The sequence below is a fragment of the Sphingobium naphthae genome (genome assembly GCF_043589935.1).
Taxonomy (GTDB): Bacteria; Pseudomonadota; Alphaproteobacteria; order Sphingomonadales; family Sphingomonadaceae; genus Sphingobium; species Sphingobium naphthae_A.
Genome location: NZ_CP171454.1, coordinates 2,312,977 through 2,335,944 on the forward strand (window position 1 = coordinate 2,312,977; position 22,968 = coordinate 2,335,944).

The 22,968-nt window shown below is 68.2% G+C and carries 21 protein-coding genes; 12 read left to right on the top strand and 9 right to left on the bottom strand.

Translation table 11 applies throughout. From position 1 onward, the window contains the following. Window positions 1-45: 45 nt before the first annotated feature. From ACGGKE_RS11490 to ACGGKE_RS11505, 4 genes are all read right to left on the bottom strand, one after another. Complete coding sequence (locus tag ACGGKE_RS11490; protein WP_394437975.1) at window positions 46-387, bottom strand: SWIB/MDM2 domain-containing protein; 342 nt, start codon at window positions 385-387, stop codon at window positions 46-48. A 77-nt stretch (window positions 388-464) separates the two neighbouring features. Beyond that, window positions 465-1,382, bottom strand: a complete 918-nt coding sequence (gene argB, locus ACGGKE_RS11495) for an acetylglutamate kinase (RefSeq protein WP_228167186.1) — start codon at window positions 1,380-1,382, stop codon at window positions 465-467. A 116-nt stretch (window positions 1,383-1,498) separates the two neighbouring features. Continuing rightward, a complete protein-coding gene (locus ACGGKE_RS11500) occupies window positions 1,499-2,170 on the bottom strand; it encodes a queuosine precursor transporter (protein ID WP_394437978.1) in 672 nt (223 codons plus the stop codon). 73 nt (window positions 2,171-2,243) lie between these two features. Next, entirely contained in the window at window positions 2,244-2,858 is a 615-nt protein-coding gene (locus ACGGKE_RS11505) for an ankyrin repeat domain-containing protein (RefSeq protein ID WP_394437980.1), read from the bottom strand. Between the two features lie 41 nt (window positions 2,859-2,899). Between ACGGKE_RS11505 and ACGGKE_RS11510 the strand changes: the two genes are divergently transcribed. From ACGGKE_RS11510 to ACGGKE_RS11525, 4 genes are read left to right on the top strand one after another with little or no spacing between them, the layout of a single operon-like run. After that, window positions 2,900-3,568 carry an SCO family protein gene (locus ACGGKE_RS11510; protein ID WP_394437982.1) on the top strand — a complete coding sequence of 223 codons (669 nt, stop codon included), beginning with the start codon at window positions 2,900-2,902 and terminating at the stop codon, window positions 3,566-3,568. After that, window positions 3,556-3,993 carry a YcgN family cysteine cluster protein gene (locus tag ACGGKE_RS11515; RefSeq protein ID WP_317517307.1) on the top strand — a complete coding sequence of 146 codons (438 nt, stop codon included), beginning with the start codon at window positions 3,556-3,558 and terminating at the stop codon, window positions 3,991-3,993. The genes ACGGKE_RS11510 and ACGGKE_RS11515 overlap by 13 nt, the downstream gene beginning before the upstream one ends. Then, window positions 3,974-4,690, top strand: coding sequence for a M48 family metallopeptidase (locus tag ACGGKE_RS11520; RefSeq protein ID WP_394437984.1), 717 nt, complete (start codon window positions 3,974-3,976; stop codon window positions 4,688-4,690). Before ACGGKE_RS11515 ends, ACGGKE_RS11520 begins: the two co-directional genes overlap by 20 nt. Window position 4,691: 1 nt before the next feature. Beyond that, window positions 4,692-4,955: a hypothetical protein gene (locus ACGGKE_RS11525; protein WP_394437986.1), complete on the top strand. Its 264-nt coding sequence runs from the start codon at window positions 4,692-4,694 to the stop codon at window positions 4,953-4,955. Window positions 4,956-4,997: 42 nt separating this feature from the next. Here the strand turns inward: ACGGKE_RS11525 and ACGGKE_RS11530 are convergent, their stop codons facing one another. Further along, window positions 4,998-5,861, bottom strand: a complete 864-nt coding sequence (locus ACGGKE_RS11530) for a rhodanese-related sulfurtransferase (RefSeq protein WP_394437988.1) — start codon at window positions 5,859-5,861, stop codon at window positions 4,998-5,000. Between the two features lie 65 nt (window positions 5,862-5,926). On the opposite strand from ACGGKE_RS11530, the gene pdeM reads away from it, so the two are divergent. Together pdeM and ACGGKE_RS11540 are read left to right on the top strand one after the other, a co-directional pair. Further along, window positions 5,927-6,586, top strand: coding sequence for a ligase-associated DNA damage response endonuclease PdeM (gene pdeM, locus ACGGKE_RS11535; protein WP_228167178.1), 660 nt, complete (start codon window positions 5,927-5,929; stop codon window positions 6,584-6,586). 187 nt (window positions 6,587-6,773) lie between these two features. Then, a complete protein-coding gene (locus ACGGKE_RS11540) occupies window positions 6,774-9,578 on the top strand; it encodes a TonB-dependent receptor (protein WP_394437990.1) in 2,805 nt (934 codons plus the stop codon). Between the two features lie 126 nt (window positions 9,579-9,704). Here the strand turns inward: ACGGKE_RS11540 and ACGGKE_RS11545 are convergent, their stop codons facing one another. Next, window positions 9,705-10,448, bottom strand: coding sequence for a YggS family pyridoxal phosphate-dependent enzyme (locus ACGGKE_RS11545; protein WP_394437992.1), 744 nt, complete (start codon window positions 10,446-10,448; stop codon window positions 9,705-9,707). A gap of 16 nt (window positions 10,449-10,464) precedes the next feature. Between ACGGKE_RS11545 and ACGGKE_RS11550 the strand changes: the two genes are divergently transcribed. From ACGGKE_RS11550 to ACGGKE_RS11565, 4 genes are all read left to right on the top strand, one after another. Next, window positions 10,465-11,028, top strand: a complete 564-nt coding sequence (locus ACGGKE_RS11550) for a thiamine phosphate synthase (RefSeq protein WP_394437995.1) — start codon at window positions 10,465-10,467, stop codon at window positions 11,026-11,028. A gap of 86 nt (window positions 11,029-11,114) precedes the next feature. Next, complete coding sequence (locus tag ACGGKE_RS11555) at window positions 11,115-14,471, top strand: DUF2126 domain-containing protein (protein ID WP_394441933.1); 3,357 nt, start codon at window positions 11,115-11,117, stop codon at window positions 14,469-14,471. Window positions 14,472-14,621: 150 nt separating this feature from the next. After that, window positions 14,622-17,000 carry a circularly permuted type 2 ATP-grasp protein gene (locus ACGGKE_RS11560; RefSeq protein WP_394441936.1) on the top strand — a complete coding sequence of 793 codons (2,379 nt, stop codon included), beginning with the start codon at window positions 14,622-14,624 and terminating at the stop codon, window positions 16,998-17,000. Next, window positions 16,997-17,899, top strand: coding sequence for a transglutaminase domain-containing protein (locus tag ACGGKE_RS11565; RefSeq protein ID WP_394437997.1), 903 nt, complete (start codon window positions 16,997-16,999; stop codon window positions 17,897-17,899). The genes ACGGKE_RS11560 and ACGGKE_RS11565 overlap by 4 nt, the downstream gene beginning before the upstream one ends. On the opposite strand, the gene ACGGKE_RS11570 is transcribed toward ACGGKE_RS11565, so the two are convergent. Further along, window positions 17,883-19,256, bottom strand: a complete 1,374-nt coding sequence (locus ACGGKE_RS11570; RefSeq protein WP_394437999.1) for a cytochrome P450 — start codon at window positions 19,254-19,256, stop codon at window positions 17,883-17,885. The two genes, ACGGKE_RS11565 and ACGGKE_RS11570, sit on opposite strands and share 17 nt — an antisense overlap. Further along, a complete protein-coding gene (locus tag ACGGKE_RS11575; RefSeq protein ID WP_394441939.1) occupies window positions 19,253-20,386 on the bottom strand; it encodes a hypothetical protein in 1,134 nt (377 codons plus the stop codon). The genes ACGGKE_RS11570 and ACGGKE_RS11575 overlap by 4 nt, the downstream gene beginning before the upstream one ends. Before the next feature lie 21 nt (window positions 20,387-20,407). On the opposite strand from ACGGKE_RS11575, the gene ACGGKE_RS11580 reads away from it, so the two are divergent. Then, window positions 20,408-20,701 carry a hypothetical protein gene (locus tag ACGGKE_RS11580; protein WP_394438002.1) on the top strand — a complete coding sequence of 98 codons (294 nt, stop codon included), beginning with the start codon at window positions 20,408-20,410 and terminating at the stop codon, window positions 20,699-20,701. A 5-nt stretch (window positions 20,702-20,706) separates the two neighbouring features. Next, on the top strand, window positions 20,707-21,534 hold the full coding sequence (kdsA, locus tag ACGGKE_RS11585; RefSeq protein ID WP_394438004.1) for a 3-deoxy-8-phosphooctulonate synthase: 828 nt from the start codon (window positions 20,707-20,709) through the stop codon (window positions 21,532-21,534). A 76-nt stretch (window positions 21,535-21,610) separates the two neighbouring features. Here kdsA and ACGGKE_RS11590 read toward each other — a convergent pair whose 3' ends face one another. Next, entirely contained in the window at window positions 21,611-22,876 is a 1,266-nt protein-coding gene (locus ACGGKE_RS11590; protein WP_394441942.1) for a glutamate-5-semialdehyde dehydrogenase, read from the bottom strand. Window positions 22,877-22,968: the final 92 nt, after the last annotated feature.

A 22,968-nucleotide genomic window follows, 5' to 3' on the forward strand; every position in this document is an offset into this window, starting at 1 on the left:
TCCCCCGACGCCGCAACGCTCGCCCCCACAAAAGGGCAGGCGTCCTTAGTCCTTCTTGGCGGTCAGATGCTGGCTCAGATGCTTGTTCATCTCGAACATGCTGACCGACTTCTTTCCGAAAATCTTCTCCAGCTTGTCGTCGGCGTTGATCTGCCGCCGGTCCTTGGCGTCCTGCAGGTCATGCTTCTTGATATAGTCCCACACCTTGCTCACCACTTCGCTGCGGGGCAGGTCCTTCTCACCGACGATCTCGGCCAGGTCGGGGGAGGGGGTGACGGGAGCGGTGATGCCGCCACGCGCGCCGCCGGCCTTTTTGCCGGTTGCCTTGACCTTCTTCTCGGCTGCCTTGGTCTCGTCCTTGCCGCGCTTTTCCGCCGATTTCGCCACGTTCTGCTCCTCACCTTGGGGGGTTCGAAAGGCATATACGCAGCGCGCCGCCATTGGTTGCGGCGGGCGCGACGCGGCTATTTGTGGACCAGCGTGCCCGCGCCCTGGTCGGTGAAGATTTCCAGCAGCATCGCATGGGGCACGCGCCCGTCCAGGATGACCGCCGCGTCCACGCCGCCCTCGACCGCGCGGACGCAGGTTTCCAGCTTGGGGATCATGCCGCCGCTGATCGTCCCGTCCGCCTGCAGCCCGGCGATCGCGGCCGGGTCCAGGTCGCTCAGCAGCTGCCCCTGCTTGTCCAGCACGCCCGCCACGTCGGTCAGCAGGAAGAAGCGCGACGCCTTCAGCTCGGCTGCGATCGCGCCCGCCATCGTGTCGGCATTGACATTATAGGTATGGCCGTCCGCGCCGATCCCCACCGGCGCGACCACCGGGATGATGCCGTTATTGGCCAGCGTGTCGAGGATCGACCGGTCGACCGCCACCGGATCGCCGACGAAGCCCAGATCGACATTGCGCTCGATCCCGCTATTGGGGTCCGCCTCGCGCTTGCCCAGCACCTTCTCGCACAGCACCAGCCCGCCATCCTTGCCGGAAATTCCGACCGCCCGCCCGCCAGCGCCCGCGATCCAGCCGACGATTTCCTTGTTGATGGATCCCGCCAGCACCATTTCGGCGATCTGCGCGGTTTCCTTGTCGGTGACGCGCAGCCCGCCGATGAACTGCGATTCCACGCCCAGCTTCTTGAGCATCGCGCCGATCTGGGGTCCGCCGCCATGGACGACGACGACATTGATGCCCACCGCCTTCATCAGCACGACATCCTCGGCGAAATCGCGCGCCGCTTCGGGGTCGCCCATGGCGTGGCCGCCATATTTGACGACGAAGGTCTTGCCCGCATAACGCTGCATATAGGGCAGCGCCTCGACCAGGGTTTCGGCCTTGGCGAGGAGCGCCGGATCGGGGGCGTGCTTGCTGTTCATGCGCGCGCGCATAAGGCCATATGCCGGCCGCCGCAAGTTTCCAGGCTCTTTGGAATTAATTCGTTAGCTAACTAACGATATACTGGCGCGCGCTTGTGTCGCACTCGCTGTCCGGATCGGACGGCCATCTATCGGTCCAGCCGCCGCCCCAGGCCGACCAGCAGATAGATGACCGGCGGCACCAGAATCGCCGACAGCAGCACCTTGGCCAGCATCTGTCCCAGCAGCAGCTCGCCGATCGGGAAGATACCGTAGAAGGCGATGGTCACGAACAGCAATGTGTCGACGATCTGCGACAGGATGCTCGCCGTCGCGGCGCGCAGCCACAGCAGCCGACTGCCCTCGCGTCCTTTCAGCGCGGCGAACAAGGTGACGTTCAGCGTCTGGGAAATGCCATAGGCGATGATCCCGCCCAGCCAGATGCGCGGCGTGCCGCCCATCATCAGCGCGAAGGCGGCGGCGCGGTCCGGGTCCATGTCGCCCGCCGCGGGGGCCGCCAGCACCAGGATCGACAGCAGGATCGACGCGATCAGCGGCAGGAAGCCGATCTGCACCAGCCGGTTGGCGATCGCCCGCCCATGCAGTTCCGCCACCGCGCTGGAAATCGTCACCAGCAGCAGGAAGGCGAAGATGCCCGCCTCCACCGCCAGCGGGCCAAGGCCTACCATCGGCCCGATCGCCGCCAGCGGTCCCAGCGCCACCTGCTTGTTCCCCAGCACGCCGGCGATGCAGACCATGCCGCCATAGAAGATGGAAAAGAAGAAGAGCGATCGGCTGATGGGCGCGGGGGAAGTCGTCATCGGCCGCCCATATCGCCAATCGCGCGGCGGGGAAAGAGAGCGGGGCGCATCGGCCCCTGTTCCAGGGCGCCGATCAGAAGACCGGACCCTGCACCGGCCCGGTCGGCTTGGCCGTGCTGCTCTTGGCCGCGTCCAGCGCGTCGGCCAGACCCGGGGTGCGATTGTCCCGCTGCGCATAGTCGCGCGCCGACATGCCGGCCAAGCTGTCGCGCTTGTCCGCGTTCGCCCCCTGCGCCACCAGCAGTCGCACCAGCCCCACGTCACGCAGCTGCACCGCGCGGATCAGCGGCGTCTCGCCATTGTCGTTCGCCTTGTCGACCTGCGCCTTATAGGCCAGCAGCGTGCGCACCCCTTCCTCGAACCGGTTCTGCACCGCGTCCATCAGGGGCGTGTTGCCGTCATTATCGGTCAGGTTGGGATTGGCGCCCTTGGACAGCAGAAAGGTCAGCCAGCTATTGTCGCGCCGCGCAACAACGATGTGCAGCGCATTTTCGCCGGTGGTCACATCGCGGCTGTTGACGACGGTGGAGCCCGGCTTCTGGATGAAGTCCGTCACCTTCTGCCCGTCCCTGTCCTTCACGGCCTTCAGGAAGTTGTAATTGTCCGAAAACTGGGCGTGCGCCACGCCCGGCGCGACCAGCGCCAGCGCCGCCGGCGCCAGGAAAGCGGAAAGGAAGGTCTTGGTCATGCTGCGCCCCGTGCTGTTTGCAAATCCGTTCCTAGCAGGGCATGGCTGGCCATGCCATGAACAAAGCCATCCGCACCTTCGCCCGGCCCCTTCTCATGCTGCCCATGCTCGCCCTGCTGGCCGGCTGCAATATGGGCGGCGGCGGCAAGGCATCAAGCCAAGATGCGACGCAGGGCGATCTGGCCGGCGCGCGCATCGGCGCGCCCTTCACCCTCACCAACCAGGATGGCGCCGCCACCCGCTGGGATGATTTCAAGGGCCAGTATCGCCTGGTCTATTTCGGTTACACCTATTGCCCGGACATCTGCCCGGTCGACCTCCAGCGCATCATGCAGGGTTTCGCGCAGTTCGAACAGGCCCGTCCGGCGCTGGCGGCCAAAGTGCAGCCGATGCTGATCAGCGTCGATCCCGGTCGCGACACGCCGGCCGTGCTCAAGACCTATGTCGCCGCCTTCCACCCGCGGCTCATCGGCCTCACCGGCGCGCCCGAACAGATTGCGAAGGTGGCCAGGGACTTCGCCGTCATCTACAATAAGGAAGAAAGCGCGGGCGCGAGCGACTATCTGGTCAGTCACAGCCGCACGCCCTATCTCTTCGGGCCGGACGGCCAGCCGATCGCGCTGGTGCCGGTGGATGATCCGGGCACCCCGGACGTGGACGAAGGCGCGCCGGACAAGGTCCGCGCCTTTCTTGAAAAATGGGTCAAGTGACGCACTTCTGGGAACAACCGCTCGATCAGTTGGACCGCGCCCAGTGGGAGGCGCTGTGCGACGGCTGCGGCAAATGCTGCCTGCACAAGGCGGAGGATGAGGATACCGGCCGCATCTATCCCACCAATGTCGCCTGCCGCCTGCTCGACCGCCAGAGCGGCCAGTGCAGCAACTACAAGGATCGCCGCCGCTTCGTGCCCGACTGCGTGCGGCTGACCCCGGCCAAGGTCCGCAACCTCGCCTGGCTGCCGCGCACCTGCGCCTATCGGCTGCGCGGCGACGGACTGCCGCTGCCCGATTGGCATTATCTCGTCTGCGGCGATCGGGAGGCGGTGCATCGCGCGGGTGAATCCGTGCGCGGCTGGACCGTGGCGGAGGCCGACGCGGGCGATTGGGAACATCATCTTGTCGACCGCGAACTTTGACGGCGACGCCGCGCTCCTGGTCGATGGCGTTACCGTGCCGGTGCGGGTCCGCCGCTCCGCGCGGGCGCGCGCCTATCGGCTGAGCCTCGACGCCGCGCGGGGCGAACTGCGCCTGTCGCTGCCGGCGCGCGTCCCCCTCAAGAAGGCGCTCGCCTGGGCGCAGGGCCATGAGGATTGGGTCCGCGCGCAGATGGCGCAGCAGCCGCCCGCCACGCTTTTGACCAACGCCGCGGTCTTCCCGCTCGAAGGACGCGACGTCACCATCCACTGGGTCGAAGGCGCTCCCCGCACGATCCGGCTGGACGGCGACCGGCTGCTGCTGGGCGGTGCGGCGGAATCGGTCGGCGCGCGGGTGCAACGCTGGCTGGTGGCGCGGGCGCGCGCGGTGCTGGAAAGCGAAAGCCTGGCGCTGGCGCGCGACCATGGGCTGATCGTCGCCTCGGTCGGCGTCGGCGACCCGCGCAGCCGCTGGGGCAGCTGCGCTTCTTCCGGAGCGATCCGCTACAGCTGGCGGCTGATCCTCGCCCCGCCGGACGTTCGGCGCGCGACCGTCGCGCATGAACTGGCGCATCTGCTGCACATGGATCACAGCCCCGCCTTCCACGCCGCCCACGCCCGCATCCTTGGTGCCGATCCCCGGCCGGCCCGCGCCTGGCTGCGCGCCCATGGCGCGGGCCTGCACCGCTACCGCGCCTGATATGGCCCGGCTCCGGAAGCGCTATCTCGTCGCCACCATGGCCGACGGCTATGTGAAGCGCATCGGCCCGACCGCCGACCCGCTCACCCATTATTGGCGGATCGTCGCGCAGCTGGAAAATGGCCGAACCGAAGTCTTCTGGGGCCATACCCGCTCGCTCGCCGAAGCCCGCAAGCTCAAGGGGCCCGCCGCCGATGGCGCGCGCAGGCGCGGCTGGACAAGCTACGCCTTCGAAATCGCCGAACTGGTCGAGGAGCAGGCCTGACGCGCCATGGGCGATGTGAACATGGGGTAAGCCTTCCGGGCCTTAGCCCCGATGCGGCCAGGCGCCGGACTCGTCCCCCGCACAGTCATGCATGCTCCCGCGCGGATGGGGCAGGCCGCAGGCGCGGCAGGTGACATGGTCGCCGGGCTTCAGCCCGTGGCCCACCGTCACGCGGTCGTCGAAGACATAGCATTCGCCCTGCCAGCGGCTCTGCGCCTCGGGCATCTCCTCCAGATAGCGCAATATGCCGCCCTTGAGATGATAGACCTCGTCGAAGCCGCGCGCCATCACCAGCGCGGTCGATTTCTCGCAGCGTATCCCGCCGGTGCAGAACATCGCGATCTTGGGCGCACGGCCCTGCGCCTTCAGGTCGGCGGCGAAGGCGTCGAACCAGGCGGGGAAGTCGCGGAAGGACCGGGTAGCGGGATCGATCGCCTTTTCGAACGTGCCGCACGCGACTTCATAGGCGTTGCGTGTGTCGATCAGGACGGTGTCGGGATCGGCGATCAGCGCGTTCCATTGCGCCGGGTCCAGATAATCGCCTGCCTGGGTGGCCGGGTCCAGGTCGCCCGCGCCCAGCGTCACGATCTCCGCCTTCACCTTGACCTTCATCCGCGCAAAGGGCGCCGCGTCGGCGCGCGCATATTTGACGTCCAGATCGGCGCAGCCGGGCAGGGCGCGAACATGCGCGACCAGCACGGCGATGGCGGCATTGCTGCCCGCCACCGTGCCGTTGATGCCTTCACCCGCGACGATCAGCGTGCCGCAGCTGCCGACCTCCGCGCACAGCGTCCGCAACTCCGCGGCGATCGCCTCGGGATCCGCGAAGCGGGCGAAGCGATACAAGGCGGCGATGAGGTAGGGCGCGGCAGGATCGGATGGGGCAGCGGGCGGGGTGGCGGACATGGCAGCGCCTATAGGCGCACGCGCAGCCACTTGAAAGCCGCGACGGACAGGCGCATAGGCGATCCATGGTTCCCCTTTCGTTCGCAGGAGAGGCGTTTCTGGCCTTGCCCGAAGCCGCGCTCTATTGGCCGGCCCGCCGCGCGCTGCTGGTGGCCGACCTGCATTTCGAAAAGGCGAGCTGGTATGCCCGCTTCGGCCAGTTCCTCCCGCCCCATGACAGCCGCGCGACGCTGGACGTGATCGAGGCGCTGGTCGATCGCACCGGGGCGCAGGCGCTTTTCTCGCTGGGCGACAGCTTCCATGACAGCGACGGCGCCGCCCGGCTCGATCCCCAGGCCCGGGACAGATTGTCGGCCCTTACGGAAAGGCTGGACTGGACCTGGATAACCGGTAATCATGATGTCGGGGTCGCGACCATGCCGGGGGGACGGCGCGTGGCGGAGGCGAATGTCGGGGGCATATGGCTGCGGCACGAAGCGCAGCCCGATGATCCCCGGCCCGAAATGTCCGGCCATTTCCATCCCAAGCTGCGCCTGTCGCTGCGCGGCCGGCACGTGTCGCGGCGCTGTTTCGTGGGATCGGCGACCAAGCTGATCCTGCCCGCGCTGGGCGCGCTGACGGGGGGACTGGATGCGGGTCATGGGGAGATTCGTCGCGCTGTCGGGCCGGGTGCGGCCGCGCTGGTTCCGGTCGCCGACCGGCTGCTGCGCTTTCCGCTCGCCTGACGCGACGTTACGGAAAGCAATCGCCAAATCGTGGCCTTCGGGCAACAGCGCCGGTGTGGATGCGTCTCGCACCTGCGTAAAAGCCCCGGAAATGCGGGCCTCTCTTGCCAAGGCCCTGCTGTGGCAGCATAATCGCACCCAGACCCGAAGCGGCAAAAAGCCGCGCGGGCCAGGAAAGGATGAAAAGATGCTGACAGACAAGAGTCTCTGGCTGACTACGACCGGCGCGCTGGCGCTGTGCATGCTGGCTCCCGCCGCGCTGGCGCAAGACGCCGCCCTGCCGCAAGCGGCCGCCGATGATCCGGGCGCCGACATCATCGTCACCGCCACCCGCCGCGCCAGCCCGCTGTCCGACGTGCCGATCGCCGTGTCCGCCGTGGGCGCGCAGGCGATGCAGAATAGCGGCGCCAGCGACATCCGCACGCTCAACCAGCTTGCCCCCTCGCTGCTCGTATCCTCCACCGGCTCCGAAGCCAATGCGTCCGCCCGCATCCGCGGCATCGGCACGGTCGGCGACAATCCGGGCCTCGAAAGCTCGGTCGCGGTGTTCATCGACGGCGTCTATCGCGCGCGCACCGGCGCTGGCCTCAACGAACTGGGCGAAATCGAACGGGTCGAGGTGCTGCGCGGGCCGCAGGGCACCTTGTTCGGCCGCAACGCTTCGGCCGGCCTCATCAACATCATCAGCAAGGCGCCGGAAAAGACCTTCCATGCCAAGGGTGAGATCACCTACGGCAATTATGATTATTGGCGCCTGTCGGGCCGCGTCACTGGCCCCGTCAGCGACAGTATCGCGCTGGCGCTGGACGGCGTCTGGAGCAAGCGCGACGGCTTCTACAAGCTGGTCGACGGCGCGGGCGAGACGGTGGGCGACACCAATGATCGCGACCGTTATTTCCTGCGCGGCCAGGCGCTGATCGAACCGACCGATGCACTCTCCATCCGCCTGATCGGCGACTATACCAATCGCGACGAAAGCTGCTGCGGCGCGGCCTATATCGAAACGCGCGAACGACGCCCCAGCGGCGGCACCGGCTATGTCGAAGCGCCCTTCAACCGGATCGCTGCCATCCTCGCTGGCCAGGGCAATGTGATTTCCGCCGATCCCTATGCGCGCGAACTCAGCATCACGCCGGGCCGCGACTATGTCAGCAAATTGAAGGATTGGGGCGTCTCGGGCGAGATCAACTATGATTTCGGGTCTGCGAAGCTCACCAGCATCACCGCCTATCGTGACTATAAGTCCAGCGATTATGGCGATTATGACTATAGCCGCGCCGACCTTCTCTATCGCGATCCCAATACCTTCCGCCAGTTCAAGACCTTCACCCAGGAACTGCGGTTGCAAGGATCCGCGTTCAGCGACGCGCTGGACTGGCTGGTGGGCGGCTATTACGCCAATGAACGGCTGACGCTGCAGGACAATATCCGCTTCGGCGCGGACTATGGCCGCTTCGCCGCCTGCCGTCTGATGGCGGGCGCCGGCGCCACCAGCAATTTCACCGCGACGCAGCTCGCCGCTTGCGGCTCCGGGCTCGCCACCCAGCCGCTGATCGCGGGCACCCAGGCCAATCTCAATGCCGGCCTTACCGCCGCCTTCCTCAACGCCGGTCTGCCGCCCGCCATCGCGGCGGCGCAGGCGGGCGCGATCTCGACGGGCCTCGGGAATGGCCTGCGCGCGCTCGCGGCGATTCCCGAAGGCACGGGCGACGTCGCCTCCCGCTACCGGCAAAAGAGCGAGAATTGGGCGCTCTTCACCCATAATATCGTCCATGTGACCGACCGGCTCGATCTGACGCTGGGCCTGCGCTACACTCATGAAAGCAAGCGTTTCTCTGCCGATTTCAACAATAACAACGCCACTTGCGCGGCGCTCCAGTCCTCCGCGCTGCCCGGCATCGCCACCAACCCGCAACTGGGCAGCGCCGCCGCGCTCGCCGGCGGCATCCTGACGCTCGCCTGCCTTGGCAACGGATCGACCAGCCTCAATGCGCTCGACCTCAATGACCGCATCAGCGACGGCGAATTTTCCGGGACGGCGGTGCTGTCCTGGAAGCCGATCGACGACCTGCTCCTCTATGGCAGCTATTCGAAGGGCTATAAGGCCGGCGGCTATAATCTCGATCGCTCCCAATTGGGATCGACCGGCCTCAACGCCATTCCCGCCGTGTTCGCACCGCGCACCAATGCCGACGTTACCAGCCTGCGCTTCGCACCGGAAAAGGTCGACGCCTTCGAAATCGGCCTCAAATATGCCCAGCCAAAATGGAGCGCGAACATCGCCGCCTTCCGGCAGGAGTTCAAGAACTTCCAGCTCAACACCTTCAATGGCACCAGCTTCGTCGTCCAGAACATCAATGGCTGCGACAGCGCGCTCAGCGCCACCCGCACCTGCGACAGCGGCGATGTCGGGCCCGGCCTCATCAGCCAGGGCGTGGAACTGGAATTGTCGGCGACGCCGGCGCGCAATGTCCGCATTTCGGGCGGCCTTACTTATGCGCGCGCCAAATTCGCCAACCGGCTGGTGGGCAGCGGCGACGGCAGCGTGCCGCTCGATCCCGCGCTATTCCTGCTGCCCGGATCGATCAATTCCAACGCCCCGCAACTGGTCACCACCGCCAGCGCGGCCTGGACGCCCGACATAGGGTCCAGCGGCCTGTCCGCCCTTTTCTATGTCGATGGCCGCATGACCAGCGACTATAATACGGGCTCGGACCTCTTTCCCGAAAAGCGGCAGGACGGCTATGCCATCGTCAATGCCCGTGTCGGCATCCGGGGCCGGGACCAGCGCTGGGCGATCGAATTCTGGGGCCAGAATATCTTCAACCAGGATTATACCCAGGTCGCCTTCTCCAGCCCGCTCCAGTCGAGCAGCCCGGCGACATCGACCACCGCCCAGTTCGCCGGCGGCGCGCCGATGGCGAACCAGCTGATCTCGGCCTATCTGGCCGAACCGCGCACCTATGGCATCACCTTGCGCGGCAGTTTCTAGGACAAGCGCAGCTTCCTCCCCTGAAAAGGAGGAAGGGGCTGGCCGGAGGGGCGTTATCCCATCGTGAGGGGGACGCCCCTCCTCAACATGCCGCGCGAGCGCCTCTGCAAAGAGCAGGGGGGAGCGTTACGACCCGCCGCTGTTCCGGATCATCCCGCGTCCGCTTGCCGGCACCGGTCGGGCGAGCGCGGGGCGCTCGCCGAACAGGGCGGTGCCCACGCGGATATCGGTCGCGCCCAGCATGATCGCCGTTTCATAATCGCCCGACATGCCCATCGAGAGGCGCGGCAGTCCTTCCTCCCGCGCCATCTTGGCCAGCAGCGCGAAGAAGGGGGCGGGCTCCACATTGGCCGGCGGCACGCACATCAGGCCCAGCAGCGGAATGTCGGCGTCGCGCGTCGCCGCGATCAGCGCGGGCGTCTGCGCGATCGGACATCCGCCCTTCTGCTCCTCCGCGCCGATATTGACCTGGATGAAGCAGGGCACGCGCTTGCCCGCCGCATCCATCGCCCGCGCCAGCGCGGCCAGCAGCGACGGCCGGTCCAGTCCATGGATCACGTCGAACAGGGCGACCGCCTCGGCCGCCTTGTTGGATTGCAGCTGCCCCACCAGGTGCAACTCGATGTCGCCCTGCTCCTCGCGCAGCGCCGGCCATTTCAGCTGGCTTTCCTGTACGCGATTTTCGCCAAAGACGCGCTGCCCCGCGGCGATCAGCGGCCGGATCGCGTCGGCGTCCTGCGTCTTGGACACGGCGATCAGGCGGATATCGTCGGCGCGGCGGTCGGTCAGGCGGGCGGCGCGGTCCATGGCGTCGCGCACGGCGGCCAGCCGCTGGGCGGCCGGGTCGGCGGGGAAGCTGGCGGTCATCATGCGCGCTGCTATAGGGATGGCCATGCATCGCCGCCACCGCAAAACGCTGCCCGGCCTGTGGCTGATGACCGACGAACGGGTGGCCGATGATCGGCTGCTGGCGGCGGCGCGGGCTTTGCCCTCCGGCCGGGCGGGCATCATCCTGCGCCATTATCGCACCCCGCCCGCGCAGCGGCGCGCGCTGTTCGACGCGCTGCGCGCCATCGCCCGGCGGCGGCGACTGCTGCTGCTGCTGGCGGGCCCGGCGCAGGCGGCCGCCGCCTGGCGCGCCGATGGCTGGCATGGCCGCGATGGGTGTCGCGCCGCCCGGCCGATGCTGCACAGCGCCCCGGCCCATGACCGGCGGGAAATCCGGGCGGCGCAGCGCGCGGGCGCGGACCTGCTCTTTCTTTCGCCGCTGTTCCCCACCCACTCGCATCCCGGCGCGCCGGCGCTCGGCCGCGCTCGCTTCGCCGCGCTCGCGCGCGGGGCGCGCCCGCCGGTGATCGCGCTGGGCGGCATGCGCGCTGGGCATGCGCGCGGTCTCGCCCTGCTCGGCGCATCGGGCTGGGCGGCGATCGACGGGCTGACGCAAAACTGAGGCGCGGCGCCCGCGCGCGGCCATAAACTTGCGCGCGCGACCGATTTCGCATTGCATTGCAACAGGGCGTGGCGTTTGATCGCGCCATGCTCAAGGCCGCGCTGCATCACCTCACCTCCTACCGCTACAGCCGGCCGATCCGGCTCGGTCCCCAGGTCATCCGGCTACGCCCCGCGCCGCACAGCCGCACCAAAATCCCCAATTACGCGCTGAAGATCGAGCCTGCCGGCCATTTCCTGAACTGGCAGCAGGACCCGCATGGCAACTGGCTGGCGCGCGTCGTCTTTCCCGATCCGGTCGATCATTTCTCGATCGAGGTCGATCTGCTCGCCGATCTCGACATCATCAATCCCTTCGACTTCTTCGTGGAGCCTTATGCGGAAAACTATCCCTTCGCCTATGACGACCAGCTGAAGACCGACCTTGCCGCCTATTTCGACGTGGAGGATCAGGGGCCGCTGTTCGACGCGCTGGTCGCCGACCATGCCGGCCATCAGGGCCGCACCGTCGATTTCCTGGTGGAGGTCAATCGCCGCCTGCAAAGCCAGGTCGGCTATGTCATCCGCATGGAAACGGGGGTTCAGAGCCCAGAGGAAACGCTGGCGATCGGCACCGGCTCCTGCCGCGATTCGGCCTGGCTGCTGGTCCAGCTGCTGCGCCGGCTGGGCTTCGCCGCCCGCTTTGTGTCGGGCTATTCCATCCAGCTCGTCGCCGACGTCGAACCGCTCGAAGGGCCGCGGGGCGTCACTCAGGATGTGGTCGACCTGCACGCCTGGGCGGAGGCCTATGTGCCGGGCGCCGGCTGGGTCGCGCTCGACGCCACCAGCGGCATGTTCGCGGGCGAAGGCCATATCCCGCTTTGCGCCACCCCCCATTATCGATCCGCCGCGCCGATCAGCGGCATGGCCGAACCGGCGGAGGTGGATTTCCACTTCGACATGCAGGTCAGCCGCATCGCCGAAGCGGTCCGCATCACCAAGCCTTTCACCGACACGCGCTGGGACGCGCTGATGGCGCTGGGGGCAAGGGTCGATGCCGACCTCCACGATCAGGACGTGCGCCTCACCATCGGCGGCGAACCGACCTTCGTCGCGGAATGGGGCGGGGAAGCGGGCGAATGGAATGGCGATGCCGTCGGCCCGACCAAGGCGGGCTATGCCGACCGGCTGATCCGCACGCTGCGGGCCGACTTCGCGCCGGGCGGCCTGCTCCACCATGGCCAGGGCAAATGGTATCCGGGCGAAAGCCTGCCGCGCTGGGCCTATGCCGTCTATTGGCGCCAGGACGGCGTTCCGCTCTGGCGCGACGAGGGGCTGATCGCGACCGACATCGCGCCGGACGGAGCCCGCGCCATCACCCCCGACGACGCGCAGCGCTTCCTGGCGGCGATGGCGGGCAATATGGGCTTTTCCCCTGACTATACCCATCCCGTCTATGAGGATCCGGCGGTCTGGGCGGTGAAGGAAGCCGAACTGCCGGTCAACACCGATCCCACCGACCCCCAGATCAGCGACCCCGAAGCGCGCGCCCGCATGGTGCGCGCGTTCGAGCGCGGGCTGGACCAGCCGGTCGGCTATGTGCTGCCGGTGCAGCGCTGGCAGCAGAAGGTGGACACCCCGCGCTGGCAGAGCGAAATCTGGCAGCTGCGGCGCGGCAGGCTGTTTGCCGTGCCGGGCGATTCGGCGCTTGGCTATCGCTTGCCGCTGGGTTCGCTACCCCATGTGCCGGAGGCGGACTATCCCTATATCCACCCGCGCGACACCAGCGAGCCGCGCGGGCCGCTGGCCGACTATCGCGCGCAGGTGAGCGAGGCCGCAAGCCATGAGGAGGCGCAGCGGGTCCAGCGCGTCGGCGATGTCGAAGGCGGCGCCGCGCCGCAGGAGCGCGTCGAGCAGGTGATGATCGAGGGCGCGGTGCGCACCGCCGTCACGGTCGAACCGCATGGCCATTATCTGTCCGTCTTCCTGCCCCCGGTCCGCGCGCTGGAGGATTATCTGGAACTGATCGCGCAGGTGGAGGCGGTGGCCGAAGCGACTCGCATCCCGGTGCGGATCGAAGGCTATGCCCCGCCGCCCGACCCGCGGCTTCAGGTCATGAAGGCGACGCCCGACCCCGGCGTCATAGAGGTGAATGTCCATCCCGCCGCCAGCTGGGATGAAACGGTGGCGATCACCGAACGGCTCTACGCCGCGGCGCGCGAATGCCAGCTGACCGCCGACAAATTCATGATCGACGGCCGCTCCATCGGCACGGGCGGTGGCAATCATATCGTGCTGGGCGGGCCCAGCCTCAATGATTCGCCCTTCATCCGCCGGCCGGATCTGCTCAAGAGCTTCGTCCTCTACTGGCAGCGCCATCCCTCGCTTTCCTACCTCTTTTCCGGCCTGTTCATCGGCCCCACCAGCCAGGCCCCGCGCATCGACGAAGCGCGGCATGACGGCCTCTATGAACTGGAAATCGCGCTGGCGCAGGTGCCCGATCCCACGCGCAGCGGCGAAGACAGCCTGCCGCCGCCCTGGCTGGTCGACCGGCTGTTCCGCAACCTGCTGGTCGACGTCACCGGCAACACGCATCGCACCGAAATCTGCATCGACAAGATGTTCTCGCCCGACGGCCCGACCGGGCGCCTGGGCCTGCTCGAATTTCGCGGCTTCGAAATGCCGCCCGAAGCGCGGATGAGCCTGGCCCAGCAATTGCTGCTGCGCGCGCTCACCGCCTGGTTCTGGCGTCAGCCGCAACAGGGCGGCTTCGTGCGCTGGGGCACGGCGCTGCACGACCGGTTCATGCTGCCCCATTTCGTCTGGGCCGATTTCCTGGAGGTTCTCTCGGACCTGCGCGCCGCCGGCTATGATTTCGATCCTCACTGGTTCGAAGCGCAGCGCCAGTTCCGCTTCCCCGTCCATGGTCAGGTGGACGCCGGCGGCGTCGGCCTTGAAATCACGCATGCGCTCGAACCCTGGAATGTGCTCGGCGAAACCGGCGCGATCGGCGGCACGGTGCGCTATGTCGACTCTTCCACCGAGCGGCTGCAGGTGCGCGCCACCGGCCTGGTCGCGGGGCGCCATGTCGTCGCCTGCAACGGTCGCCGCGTGCCGATGACGCCGACGGCGGTGCCGGGCGAGGCGGTGGGCGGCGTGCGCTACAAGGCCTGGGCGCCGGCCAATTGCCTCCACCCCAATCTGCCGGCCAATGCGCCGCTCACCTTCGACATTCTCGACAGCTGGAGCGGCCGGTCGCTCGGCGGCTGCGTCTATCATGTCGCGCATCCGGGCGGCCGCAACTATGACACGCTGCCGGTCAACGCCTATGAAGCGGAATCGCGGCGAAAGGCGCGGTTCCAGGATCATGGCCACACGCCCGGCCCGGTCGACATGCCGCCAGCCGAAATGCCCGGCGAATTTCCGATGACGCTCGATCTGCGGTTCCGGCATCCCGGCGCGTGATGGCAGTGGACAATCGCCCTCACGCCGGCGCGCCGCCAGCGCGGAAAGGGTGAGGGGCGCCGCGTGGACACCGATATTTGCTCAGGCTGGGCCGACGCCTATCTCGCCGCCGCGCCGCAGGGGGATCTGTTCGCCGACGCCTCGCCCGACATGGCGGCTCACTGGCGCACGATGCTCGACCGGCTCTCGTCTCAGGCGAAGGGCGATCCCGCGACGCTCGCCGACCATGTCGCGCGCCAAGCGGCGGACCTTGGCCTCGCCTTCCGCCTGACCGGCGACGAACAGGAACGCGCCTGGCCGCTTGGCCCCCTGCCGTTGCTGATCGGCGCGGCCGAATGGCGGCATATCGAAACCGGCCTGGTCCAGCGCGCGGACCTGCTGGAACGGATCGTCAGCGACATCTATTCCACCCAGTCGCTGGTGCGCGATGGCAAGCTGCCGGCCAGCGTCGTCACCGGCAGCCCGCATCATTGGCGCGTGATGACCGGCACTGCCCCGCCGCGCGGCCACTTCCTCCATTTCTACGCCGCCGACATCGGGCGCGGGCCGGGCGGCGAATGGCGCGTGCTGGCCGATCGCGTGCGCACGCCCGTGGGCGTGGGCTATGCGCTCGAAAACCGCCTCGCTTTCTCGCGCGCCACCGGCGACCTGCTGGGCGCGATGAACACGCGGCGGCTCGCGCCCTTCTTTTCCGACCTGCGGCGGGGCCTCGCCGCTGACTGCGCCCGATCGGACCCGCGCATCGGCCTGCTGACGCCCGGCCGCTTCAACCAGAGCTATGCCGAACAGGCGCATCTCGCCCGCTATCTCGGCCTGATGCTGGTCGAAGGCGACGACCTGATCGTGTCGGAAGGCCGCTTGTTCGTGCGCACCATCCAGGGGCTGAAGCGCGTCGATGGCCTGTGGCGCTGGATGGACAGCCGCTTCCTCGATCCGCTTGCCTTCGACGGCCAGTCGCGGATCGGCGTCGCCGACCTGTATGACGCCTGCGCGCGCGGCGGGCTGATGGTCAGCAACTGGCCGGGCGCGGGCGTCATCGAATCGCGCGCGTTCGCTGCCTTCCTGCCGCAACTGGCGCGCGCGGTGCTGGGCGCCGACCTCATCCTTCCCAATATCGCCACCTGGTGGTGCGGCCAGCCGCGCGAGCGCGACCATGTGCGCGCCCGGCTCGACGCGCTGGTGCTCGGCTCCGCCTTCGACCAGCCGGTCGCGGGCCTGCCCGAAACGCCGTTCCTGCCCGGCGCATCGCTGCAGGGCGACAGCCGCGCCGCGCTGCTGGCGGCGCTCGATCAGCGGCCGATGGATTATGTCGGCCAGGAAATGGTGAAGCTTTCCACCACCCCTGCGGTAATCGACGGGCGGCTGACGCCGCTGCCCTTCACCCTGCGCATCTTCGTCGCGCGCGACGGATCGGGCCAGTGGCGCGTCATGCCCGGCGCCTTCGCGCGCCTCGCCGCCCATGGCGACATTCGCGCCGCGCTGATGGGGCGCGGAGACATGTCCGCCGACATGTGCGTCATCGACGCCCGGCCCGTGCCCGCCGACAGCCTGCTGGGCGGCGGCGCGCCGGCGATCCGGCGGATCGGCGGCATGTTGCCGGCCAAGGCGGCGGACAATCTCTTCTGGCTCGGCCGCTACATCGAACGCGCCGAAATGACGCTGCGGCTGATCCGCGCCATCGCCGGCGGCTCGATCGAGGCCGATCTTGGCCCCTCGCTCGCCAGCCCGACCATGGGCCGGCTGGTCGGCCTGCTCGCCGCCTGGGGCGCGGTGCCCGCCAGCGCCGGCTCCGCCCAGGCCACGGTCGGCCCGCTCTGCGCCGTCGCGCTCGGCGATGCGCAGCAGCCCGGCAGCGTCCGCGCGCTGATGGCGACGGTCGCCAATATCGGCGAAGGGTTGCGCGACCGGCTGGCGAGCGATGTCTGGCGGCTCGTCCGCATGCCGCTGCCCGGCTTCGATGGCGCGGTGACCGAAACGCTGCTCGACGCCTCGTCCCGGATGATCGACCGGATCAGCGCGCTGTCGGGCCTTGCTGCGGAAAATATGGGGCGCGGCGATGGCTGGCGCTTCCACGACATGGGGCGCCGGCTGGAGCGCGCCATCCATGGCTGCCGCCTCATCGCGCTGTTCGCCGGCGATCAGGCGTCGGACGACGACCTGACCGTGCTGCTTGACCTCATGGACAGCCAGATCAGCTATCGCACACGCTATCTGACCGGCCCCGCGCTTGCCCCGGTGCGCGACCTGCTCGCGCTGGAGCCGGTCAATCCGCGCGCGCTCGCCTGGCAGGCGCAGCGCCTGGCCGACCATGTCGCCGCCCTGCCGACGCTGCGCGCCGACGGCCTGCCCGAAGAGCCGCGCCGCATCGCCGGCGCGCTGGCCGCGCAACTCGCGCCGCTCACCGGCGACATGCTGACCATGGCCGACATCTCCGCCGCCGAAACGCGGCTGCTCGCCCTGTCCGACGCGATCGGCCAGCGCTATTTCCTGCCCCTGCGCAAGACGCAGAGCGCGGACATTCTGGCATGATCTACCATGTCCGCCATCGCACCATCCTGCGCTATGCCGCGCCGGTGCGGCTGGCGCGCTTCAACCTGCGGCTGAAGCCTGCGCCGTGGCCGGGCCAATGGACCTCCGACTATGAACTGCTGGTCGATCCCGCGCCCACCATCGTCGAATCGCGCCCAGGCGGCTGGCCGGTTCAGGTCGCACGGCTGGTGATCGAAAGCCCGATCCGGCAGCTCAGCATCGAAAGCCGCTTTCGCGCCCGGGTGCAGGGCGGGGCAATCACGCCCCAGTCCGACGATCCCGTGATCGGCGCGGTGGCGCGCGCCGCGCTGGCGGATCGCGCCATGGGCCCGGCCGCGCCCGCCCATTATCTCTATGCCGGGGCGCGCACGCCGATGCTGGCGCCAATCGGCGACTGGGCACGCGCGGCGCTCGATCCCGATCGGCCGATCGTCGCCGCCGCGCTCGATCTTGCGCTGCGGATCCAGGCGGACTTCGCCTATCGCACCGGCGTCACTGATGCCGAAACGCCCGTCGCCGACGCCTTCGCCGCACGCCATGGCGTGTGCCAGGATTTCGCCCATGTGATGGTGATCGCGCTGCGCCTTGCCGGCCTGCCCGCCGCTTATGTCAGCGGCTATCTGCGCACCCTGCCGCCGCCGGGCATGCCGCGCCTGGTCGGGGCCGACGCCATGCATGCCTGGGTCATGCTCTGGTGCGGCCCGACGCGCGGCTGGATCGGCTTTGATCCCACCAATGGCTGCATCGCGGGCGACGGGCATCTCTTCGTCGCCATGGGCCGCGACTATGCCGATGTCGCGCCGATGGACGGGCTGTTCGTCGGCGGCGCGGGCCAAAGCCTGTCGGTGATGGTCGATGTCGCGCCGCAGGAGGAGCCGGCGTTCAGCGCACCGGCCTGAAGAGCAGCGGCATGCCCGTGCGCGGCCGGATCGTCAGCCGGCTGATCGGCTCGGGCTTGAAGCCGGCGGGCACGGCGATGGCGAAGCGGCGCACGACGCTGGCGATCACCGTCATCACTTCCTGCTGGGCAAAGCCTGCGCCCACGCACACGCGCGGCCCGCGGCCGAAGGGGAACCAGGCCTGCTTCGCCATCTCCGCATTGGCCGGATCGTCGAACCGGTCGGGGTCGAACGCATGGGGGCAGGCCCAATTATCCTTGTTCCGCTGCGTCAGCCACGGCGCGACCACCAGCATCGCCCCCGGCTCCAGATGCTTGTCGCGCATGTCCATGGGACAGGTGACCTCCCGCGGCAGGAAGGATACCGGCGGGTAGAGGCGCAGCGTCTCCTTGAAGATGTTGCGCACCTGGCTCATCTCCTTGAGCATCGCGCCGCTGAGCGCCGCCTCGCCCGCGACGCCGCGCACCTCGGCGCGCACCCGGTCCTGGATGTGCCGGCACTCGGCCAGCATGTAGAGCGCCCAGGTCATGGTGCTGGCCGATGTCTCATGGCCGGCCAGGAAGATGGTCGACACCTGCTCCATCACCTGGTCGCAGGTGAAGGGCGTGCCGGTTTCGGGATGCTTTGCCTCGATCAGCGATTGCAGGATATCGCGCGTCCCCGCTTCGCCGCGCGCGTGATAGCCCGCATAGCGCGCCTCGACGACCGGGCGGAACACGTCATGGATGGCGCGCGCGGGGCCCTTTGATCGTCTCTCGAACCAGCCGGCGGGCAGGCCGTAGAGCCGCAGCATGGAGGCGCTGTGCGCCAGTCGCTGGAACCGGCCGAAGGCGCTGTGGATGATGTTCGATCGTTCGGCGTCCAGCGTCTGGCTGAACAAGGTGCGGAATATGATGTCGGCCGCGACATGCGTCATCATGGGATCGATGTCGACCGGGCCGCCCTCCCGCGCCGCCGCCGTGATGCGGGCGACCAGATCGTCCGCCGCCGCGACCATCAGCGGCATGGACCGGCCGAGCGCGGTATGGGCGAAGGCGGGATTGACCATCGCCCGCTGGCTTTCCCAATCCGCGCCATTGGCGGAAAAGACCGAATTGCCGATCAGCGGATCGAGGTTGCGGACCAGTTCGCTATGCTTGGGATAGGCGGTGCCGCCGCGCAGGATCGTGTCGACCAGCGGCAATTCGTTGGCGATATACATGGTCCGGCCGGGCAGGCGGATCTCGCCCATCTTCATCGTATAGCTCTTGTCGAACAGGACGTGGATCCAGCTGTGCCAGCCGCGCAGGAACCGCTTCACCAGGCCGCGCTTGCTGCGGGGCGGGCGGGGATAGGGCGGGGTGAAAAGATCGGTCACGGAATCGTCCTGAAGGTGGCGACTGCGTCGTCCACGGTGCGGCGGCCTGCGGTCAGGCTGATGAAGTCGATCGGCGACAGCCGGTCGCCGACCCGCAGATAATCGAAATGCGCCTCATATTTGTCCGACCAGCCGCCATGATAATTTTGCGGTTCGTAGAACAGGTGGAAGCGCGGCGACAGCATGTCCACCCGTGCCGCATGCTGATCGGCGACCAGGCGGAACGGGTTGACATTGTAATAGGCCGCGCCGTCGGGCGGCGAACTTATGTCGACATAGCGGAACGGCTGGTCGGTCAGCGCGCGCAGATCGTCATGATACCAGCGCGCGTCGCGGCGCAGGCCGATGACCGGCACCACCTGCCCCAGCCCCAGCATCACGAACCGCTCGGGCAGCGCGCCGCCGCGCAGGGCGATCAGCCGGCGCAGCACCCGCATGCCCAGGATCGTGCCGGCGCTGTGGGTGACGAACTGCACCTCGTCCCAGTCGTCATCCAGCTCCGCTGCGATCCTACGCGCGAACGCATCAATCCGCGCGTCCAGCGCCGCGCCCGGCCCGTTCGCCGCCAGCGCACCATGATAGGTCATGAACCGCAGCAGCCAGGGAACGACCAGCTTGGCGAGGATGCGGCCCGACAGCGATGCGCTCACCCCGACGCCGACCAGCGCCGCCGCCCACCAGGGGATCAGCAGCGACAGGATCAGCGCGGGGACAAGCGCCAGCAGCAGCGGGATGAGGATGGCCAGCAGCGGCGGGTAGAGGATGGTGATGACCGGCCCCTTGCGCAGCCGCCGCATCCGCAGGAAATCCATATGCCGCGCATGCCCCGCATAGGCCCCCGCCGACCGGACCGCCAGGCTCAGGGGATTGCGGATCCACACCTTGCCGATCAGGTCTTCCCAGCGCAGATATTCATAATCGGTCTCGACCCCCGCGGTCGCATTGCCGACCGTCCAGCGCGCCGATACCACCGCGCCCGCCGGCCCCGCCTGCCGCCCGCTCATATCGATGGCTTCGCTCGTCAGCGCGGCGTAGCGCGCCGCCTGCTCGCGATAGAGCTGGTGGTAGAAACGGACGCCGCGCGGATCGAAACCGCCGAGGTAGAAGACTTTGCGCTTGAACTTTTCCAACACTGCCGCCCTAATCGGGGCATGAGCACGCCCGAACGCGATTACTGCTATTTCATCGACCACCGGAAATACAACCGCAATGTCGGCTGCCGGCGTCATGACAATCTCTATGGCATCAATGGCGGCGGCGGCGAGCGCGACCGCTGGCGCGCCGACATGGAATTCTACCGCCATATGAAGGCCAATGGCGATCCGATGGCGTTGCCCTCGCTGCTCGCCTGTCTCGCCTTCGGCTGGTTCTGCTGGAATTATCATCCGGGCAAGGGGCTGTGGCGCGGGCAATTGTTGCGCCGCTTCGCGAAAGCGCCCAGATGAAGCGCATGAGCGATACCAAGCATGTGCGCGTCGGCCCGGTCACGATCGGGAACGACCTGCCTTTCGTCCTGATTTCCGGGCCCTGCCAGATCGAAAGCCGCGACCATGCGCTGTTCATGGCCGACGCACTCGCGAAGGCGGCGTCGGGCGCCGGCGTGCCCTTCATCTTCAAGAGCAGCTTCGACAAGGCCAACCGCACCTCCGTCTCGGGCAAGCGCGGCGTGGGCATCGACGCGGGGCTCGCCATCCTGGCCGACGTGAAGGCGGCGCTCGGCTGCCCGGTGCTCACCGACATCCATGGTCCCGACCAGGTGGAGGCGGCGGCGCAGGCGGTGGACATTCTCCAGATCCCCGCCTTCCTTTGCCGCCAGACCGATCTGCTGCTCGCGGCGGGGCGCAGCGGCGCGGTCATCAACGTCAAGAAGGGGCAGTTTCTCGCGCCCTGGGACATGGCGGCCGTGGCGCAGAAGGTCGCGTCGACCGGCAATGAGCGCATTCTGCTGACCGAACGCGGCGCCAGCTTCGGCTACAACACGCTCGTCAGCGACATGCGCGCGCTGCCGGTCATGGCGCAGACCGGCTACCCGGTCGTGTTCGACGCCACCCATTCGGTGCAGCAGCCCGGCGGGCTTGGCTCGGCGTCGGGCGGCCAGCGCGAATTCGCGCCGCTGCTCGCCCGCAGCGCGGTCGCGGCCGGGGTCGCGGCGATCTTCGCCGAAGCGCATGACGATCCCGACCATGCGCCCTCCGATGGCCCGGTCATGCTCCCGCTCGACTGGGTGGGCCCGATGCTCAGGACTCTCAAGGCGATCGACGCCATGGTGAAAGGCTGACATTTAGTTAGCTAACTAACTAATTTCGCTGTTTTTGCGGATATGTCGGTTTCGCTGTCCGGAAAAGGGGCGGCTTTCAGGGCCGGGTTTGCCCCGTCCCGCGCACGATCCACTTATAGGTGGTGAGCCCTTCCAGCGCGACCGGCCCGCGCGCGTGCAGCCGCCCGGTCGAAATGCCAATCTCGGCCCCCAGCCCGAATTCGCCGCCATCGGCGAACTGGGTCGACGCGTTCCACATGACGATGGCGCTGTCGACCGCGGTCAGGAATTGCTCGGCGCGGGTGGCGTCCTCGGTGATGATCGCGTCGGTATGGTGGCTGGCATGGGTGGCGATATGGGCGATCGCCTCCTCCACGCCTTCGACCATCCGGATCGACACGATCGCGTCGAGATATTCGGTGTCCCAGTCCCCCTCTTCGGCCGGCGTCACGCGCGCGTCCATGGCCTGCACCGCCATGTCGCCGCGCACTTCGCACCCCGCCTCGATCAGCGCGCGCACCAGCGCCGGCGCCTGGGGATAGGCGCGGTCAATCAGCACGGTTTCGGTCGACCCGCAAACGCCGGTGCGGCGCATCTTGGCGTTGACCACCAGGCGCTCGGCCATGGCGGGATCGGCGGCGCCATCGACATAGCTGTGATTGATCCCGTCCAGATGCGCGAGCACGGGCACCCGCGCTTCCTCCTGCACCCGCGCGACCAGGCTCTTGCCGCCGCGCGGCACGATCAGGTCGACATATTCCGCCGCCTTCAGCAGCGCGCCCACCGCGGCCCGATCGGTCGTGGGCACCAGTTGCACCACGTCGGCCGGCAGGCCCGCCGCGACGATCCCCTCCAGCATCGCGGCATGGATGGCACGGTTGCTCTCCTTTGCCTCGCTGCCGCCGCGCAGGATCACCGCATTGCCCGCACGCAGGCAGAGCGCGGCCGCATCCGCCGTCACATTGGGGCGGCTTTCGTAGATGATGCCGATCACGCCCAGCGGCACCCGCACCCGCGACAGCGCCAGCCCGTTGGGACGGACCTGCGTGTCGATCACGCTGCCCAGCGGATTGGCGAGCGCGGCGACCTGCTCCACCCCGGCCGCCGCGCCGGCGATCCGGTCCTCGTCCAGCTTCAGCCGGTCCAGCATCGCTGCCGACAGGCCGCCGGCCGCCGCATTCTCCATGTCGCGCGCATTGGCGGCGATGATCGCCGGCGCCTGGTCCCGCAGCGCCTGGGCCGCGCGGCGCAGCGCATCGGCCTTTTGCGCGTCGCTTGCCTGCGCGATCGCCGCCGCGGCGCGCCGCGCCCGCGCGCCCATCGTCGCGATCAGCATTTCGGGGGTCTGCGTCAGGTCGTTCATCGCGCGTCTCGCCATCCAGTCGGGCGGCGGCTTAGCATGAAAGACGAGGAAGCCAAAGGCCGGCGGCCGGACCATGGGTCGCATATGATCCG

Bases quoted from the DNA above. Each gene is read 5' to 3' on its own strand.
- argB (WP_228167186.1), bottom strand. From the start codon at position 1,382: ATGCGCGCGCGCATGAACAGCAAGCACGCCCCCGATCCGGCGCTCCTC.
- ACGGKE_RS11500 (WP_394437978.1), bottom strand. From the start codon at position 2,170: ATGACGACTTCCCCCGCGCCCATCAGCCGATCGCTCTTCTTCTTTTCC.
- ACGGKE_RS11505 (WP_394437980.1), bottom strand. From the start codon at position 2,858: ATGACCAAGACCTTCCTTTCCGCTTTCCTGGCGCCGGCGGCGCTGGCG.
- ACGGKE_RS11510 (WP_394437982.1), top strand. From the start codon at position 2,900: ATGGCTGGCCATGCCATGAACAAAGCCATCCGCACCTTCGCCCGGCCC.
- ACGGKE_RS11515 (WP_317517307.1), top strand. From the start codon at position 3,556: ATGGGTCAAGTGACGCACTTCTGGGAACAACCGCTCGATCAGTTGGAC.
- ACGGKE_RS11525 (WP_394437986.1), top strand. From the start codon at position 4,692: ATGGCCCGGCTCCGGAAGCGCTATCTCGTCGCCACCATGGCCGACGGC.
- ACGGKE_RS11530 (WP_394437988.1), bottom strand. From the start codon at position 5,861: ATGTCCGCCACCCCGCCCGCTGCCCCATCCGATCCTGCCGCGCCCTAC.
- pdeM (WP_228167178.1), top strand. From the start codon at position 5,927: ATGGTTCCCCTTTCGTTCGCAGGAGAGGCGTTTCTGGCCTTGCCCGAA.
- ACGGKE_RS11540 (WP_394437990.1), top strand. From the start codon at position 6,774: ATGCTGACAGACAAGAGTCTCTGGCTGACTACGACCGGCGCGCTGGCG.
- ACGGKE_RS11545 (WP_394437992.1), bottom strand. From the start codon at position 10,448: ATGATGACCGCCAGCTTCCCCGCCGACCCGGCCGCCCAGCGGCTGGCC.
- ACGGKE_RS11550 (WP_394437995.1), top strand. From the start codon at position 10,465: ATGGCCATGCATCGCCGCCACCGCAAAACGCTGCCCGGCCTGTGGCTG.
- ACGGKE_RS11555 (WP_394441933.1), top strand. From the start codon at position 11,115: ATGCTCAAGGCCGCGCTGCATCACCTCACCTCCTACCGCTACAGCCGG.
- ACGGKE_RS11560 (WP_394441936.1), top strand. From the start codon at position 14,622: ATGGCGGCTCACTGGCGCACGATGCTCGACCGGCTCTCGTCTCAGGCG.
- ACGGKE_RS11565 (WP_394437997.1), top strand. From the start codon at position 16,997: ATGATCTACCATGTCCGCCATCGCACCATCCTGCGCTATGCCGCGCCG.
- ACGGKE_RS11580 (WP_394438002.1), top strand. From the start codon at position 20,408: ATGAGCACGCCCGAACGCGATTACTGCTATTTCATCGACCACCGGAAA.
- kdsA (WP_394438004.1), top strand. From the start codon at position 20,707: ATGAGCGATACCAAGCATGTGCGCGTCGGCCCGGTCACGATCGGGAAC.
- ACGGKE_RS11590 (WP_394441942.1), bottom strand. From the start codon at position 22,876: ATGAACGACCTGACGCAGACCCCCGAAATGCTGATCGCGACGATGGGC.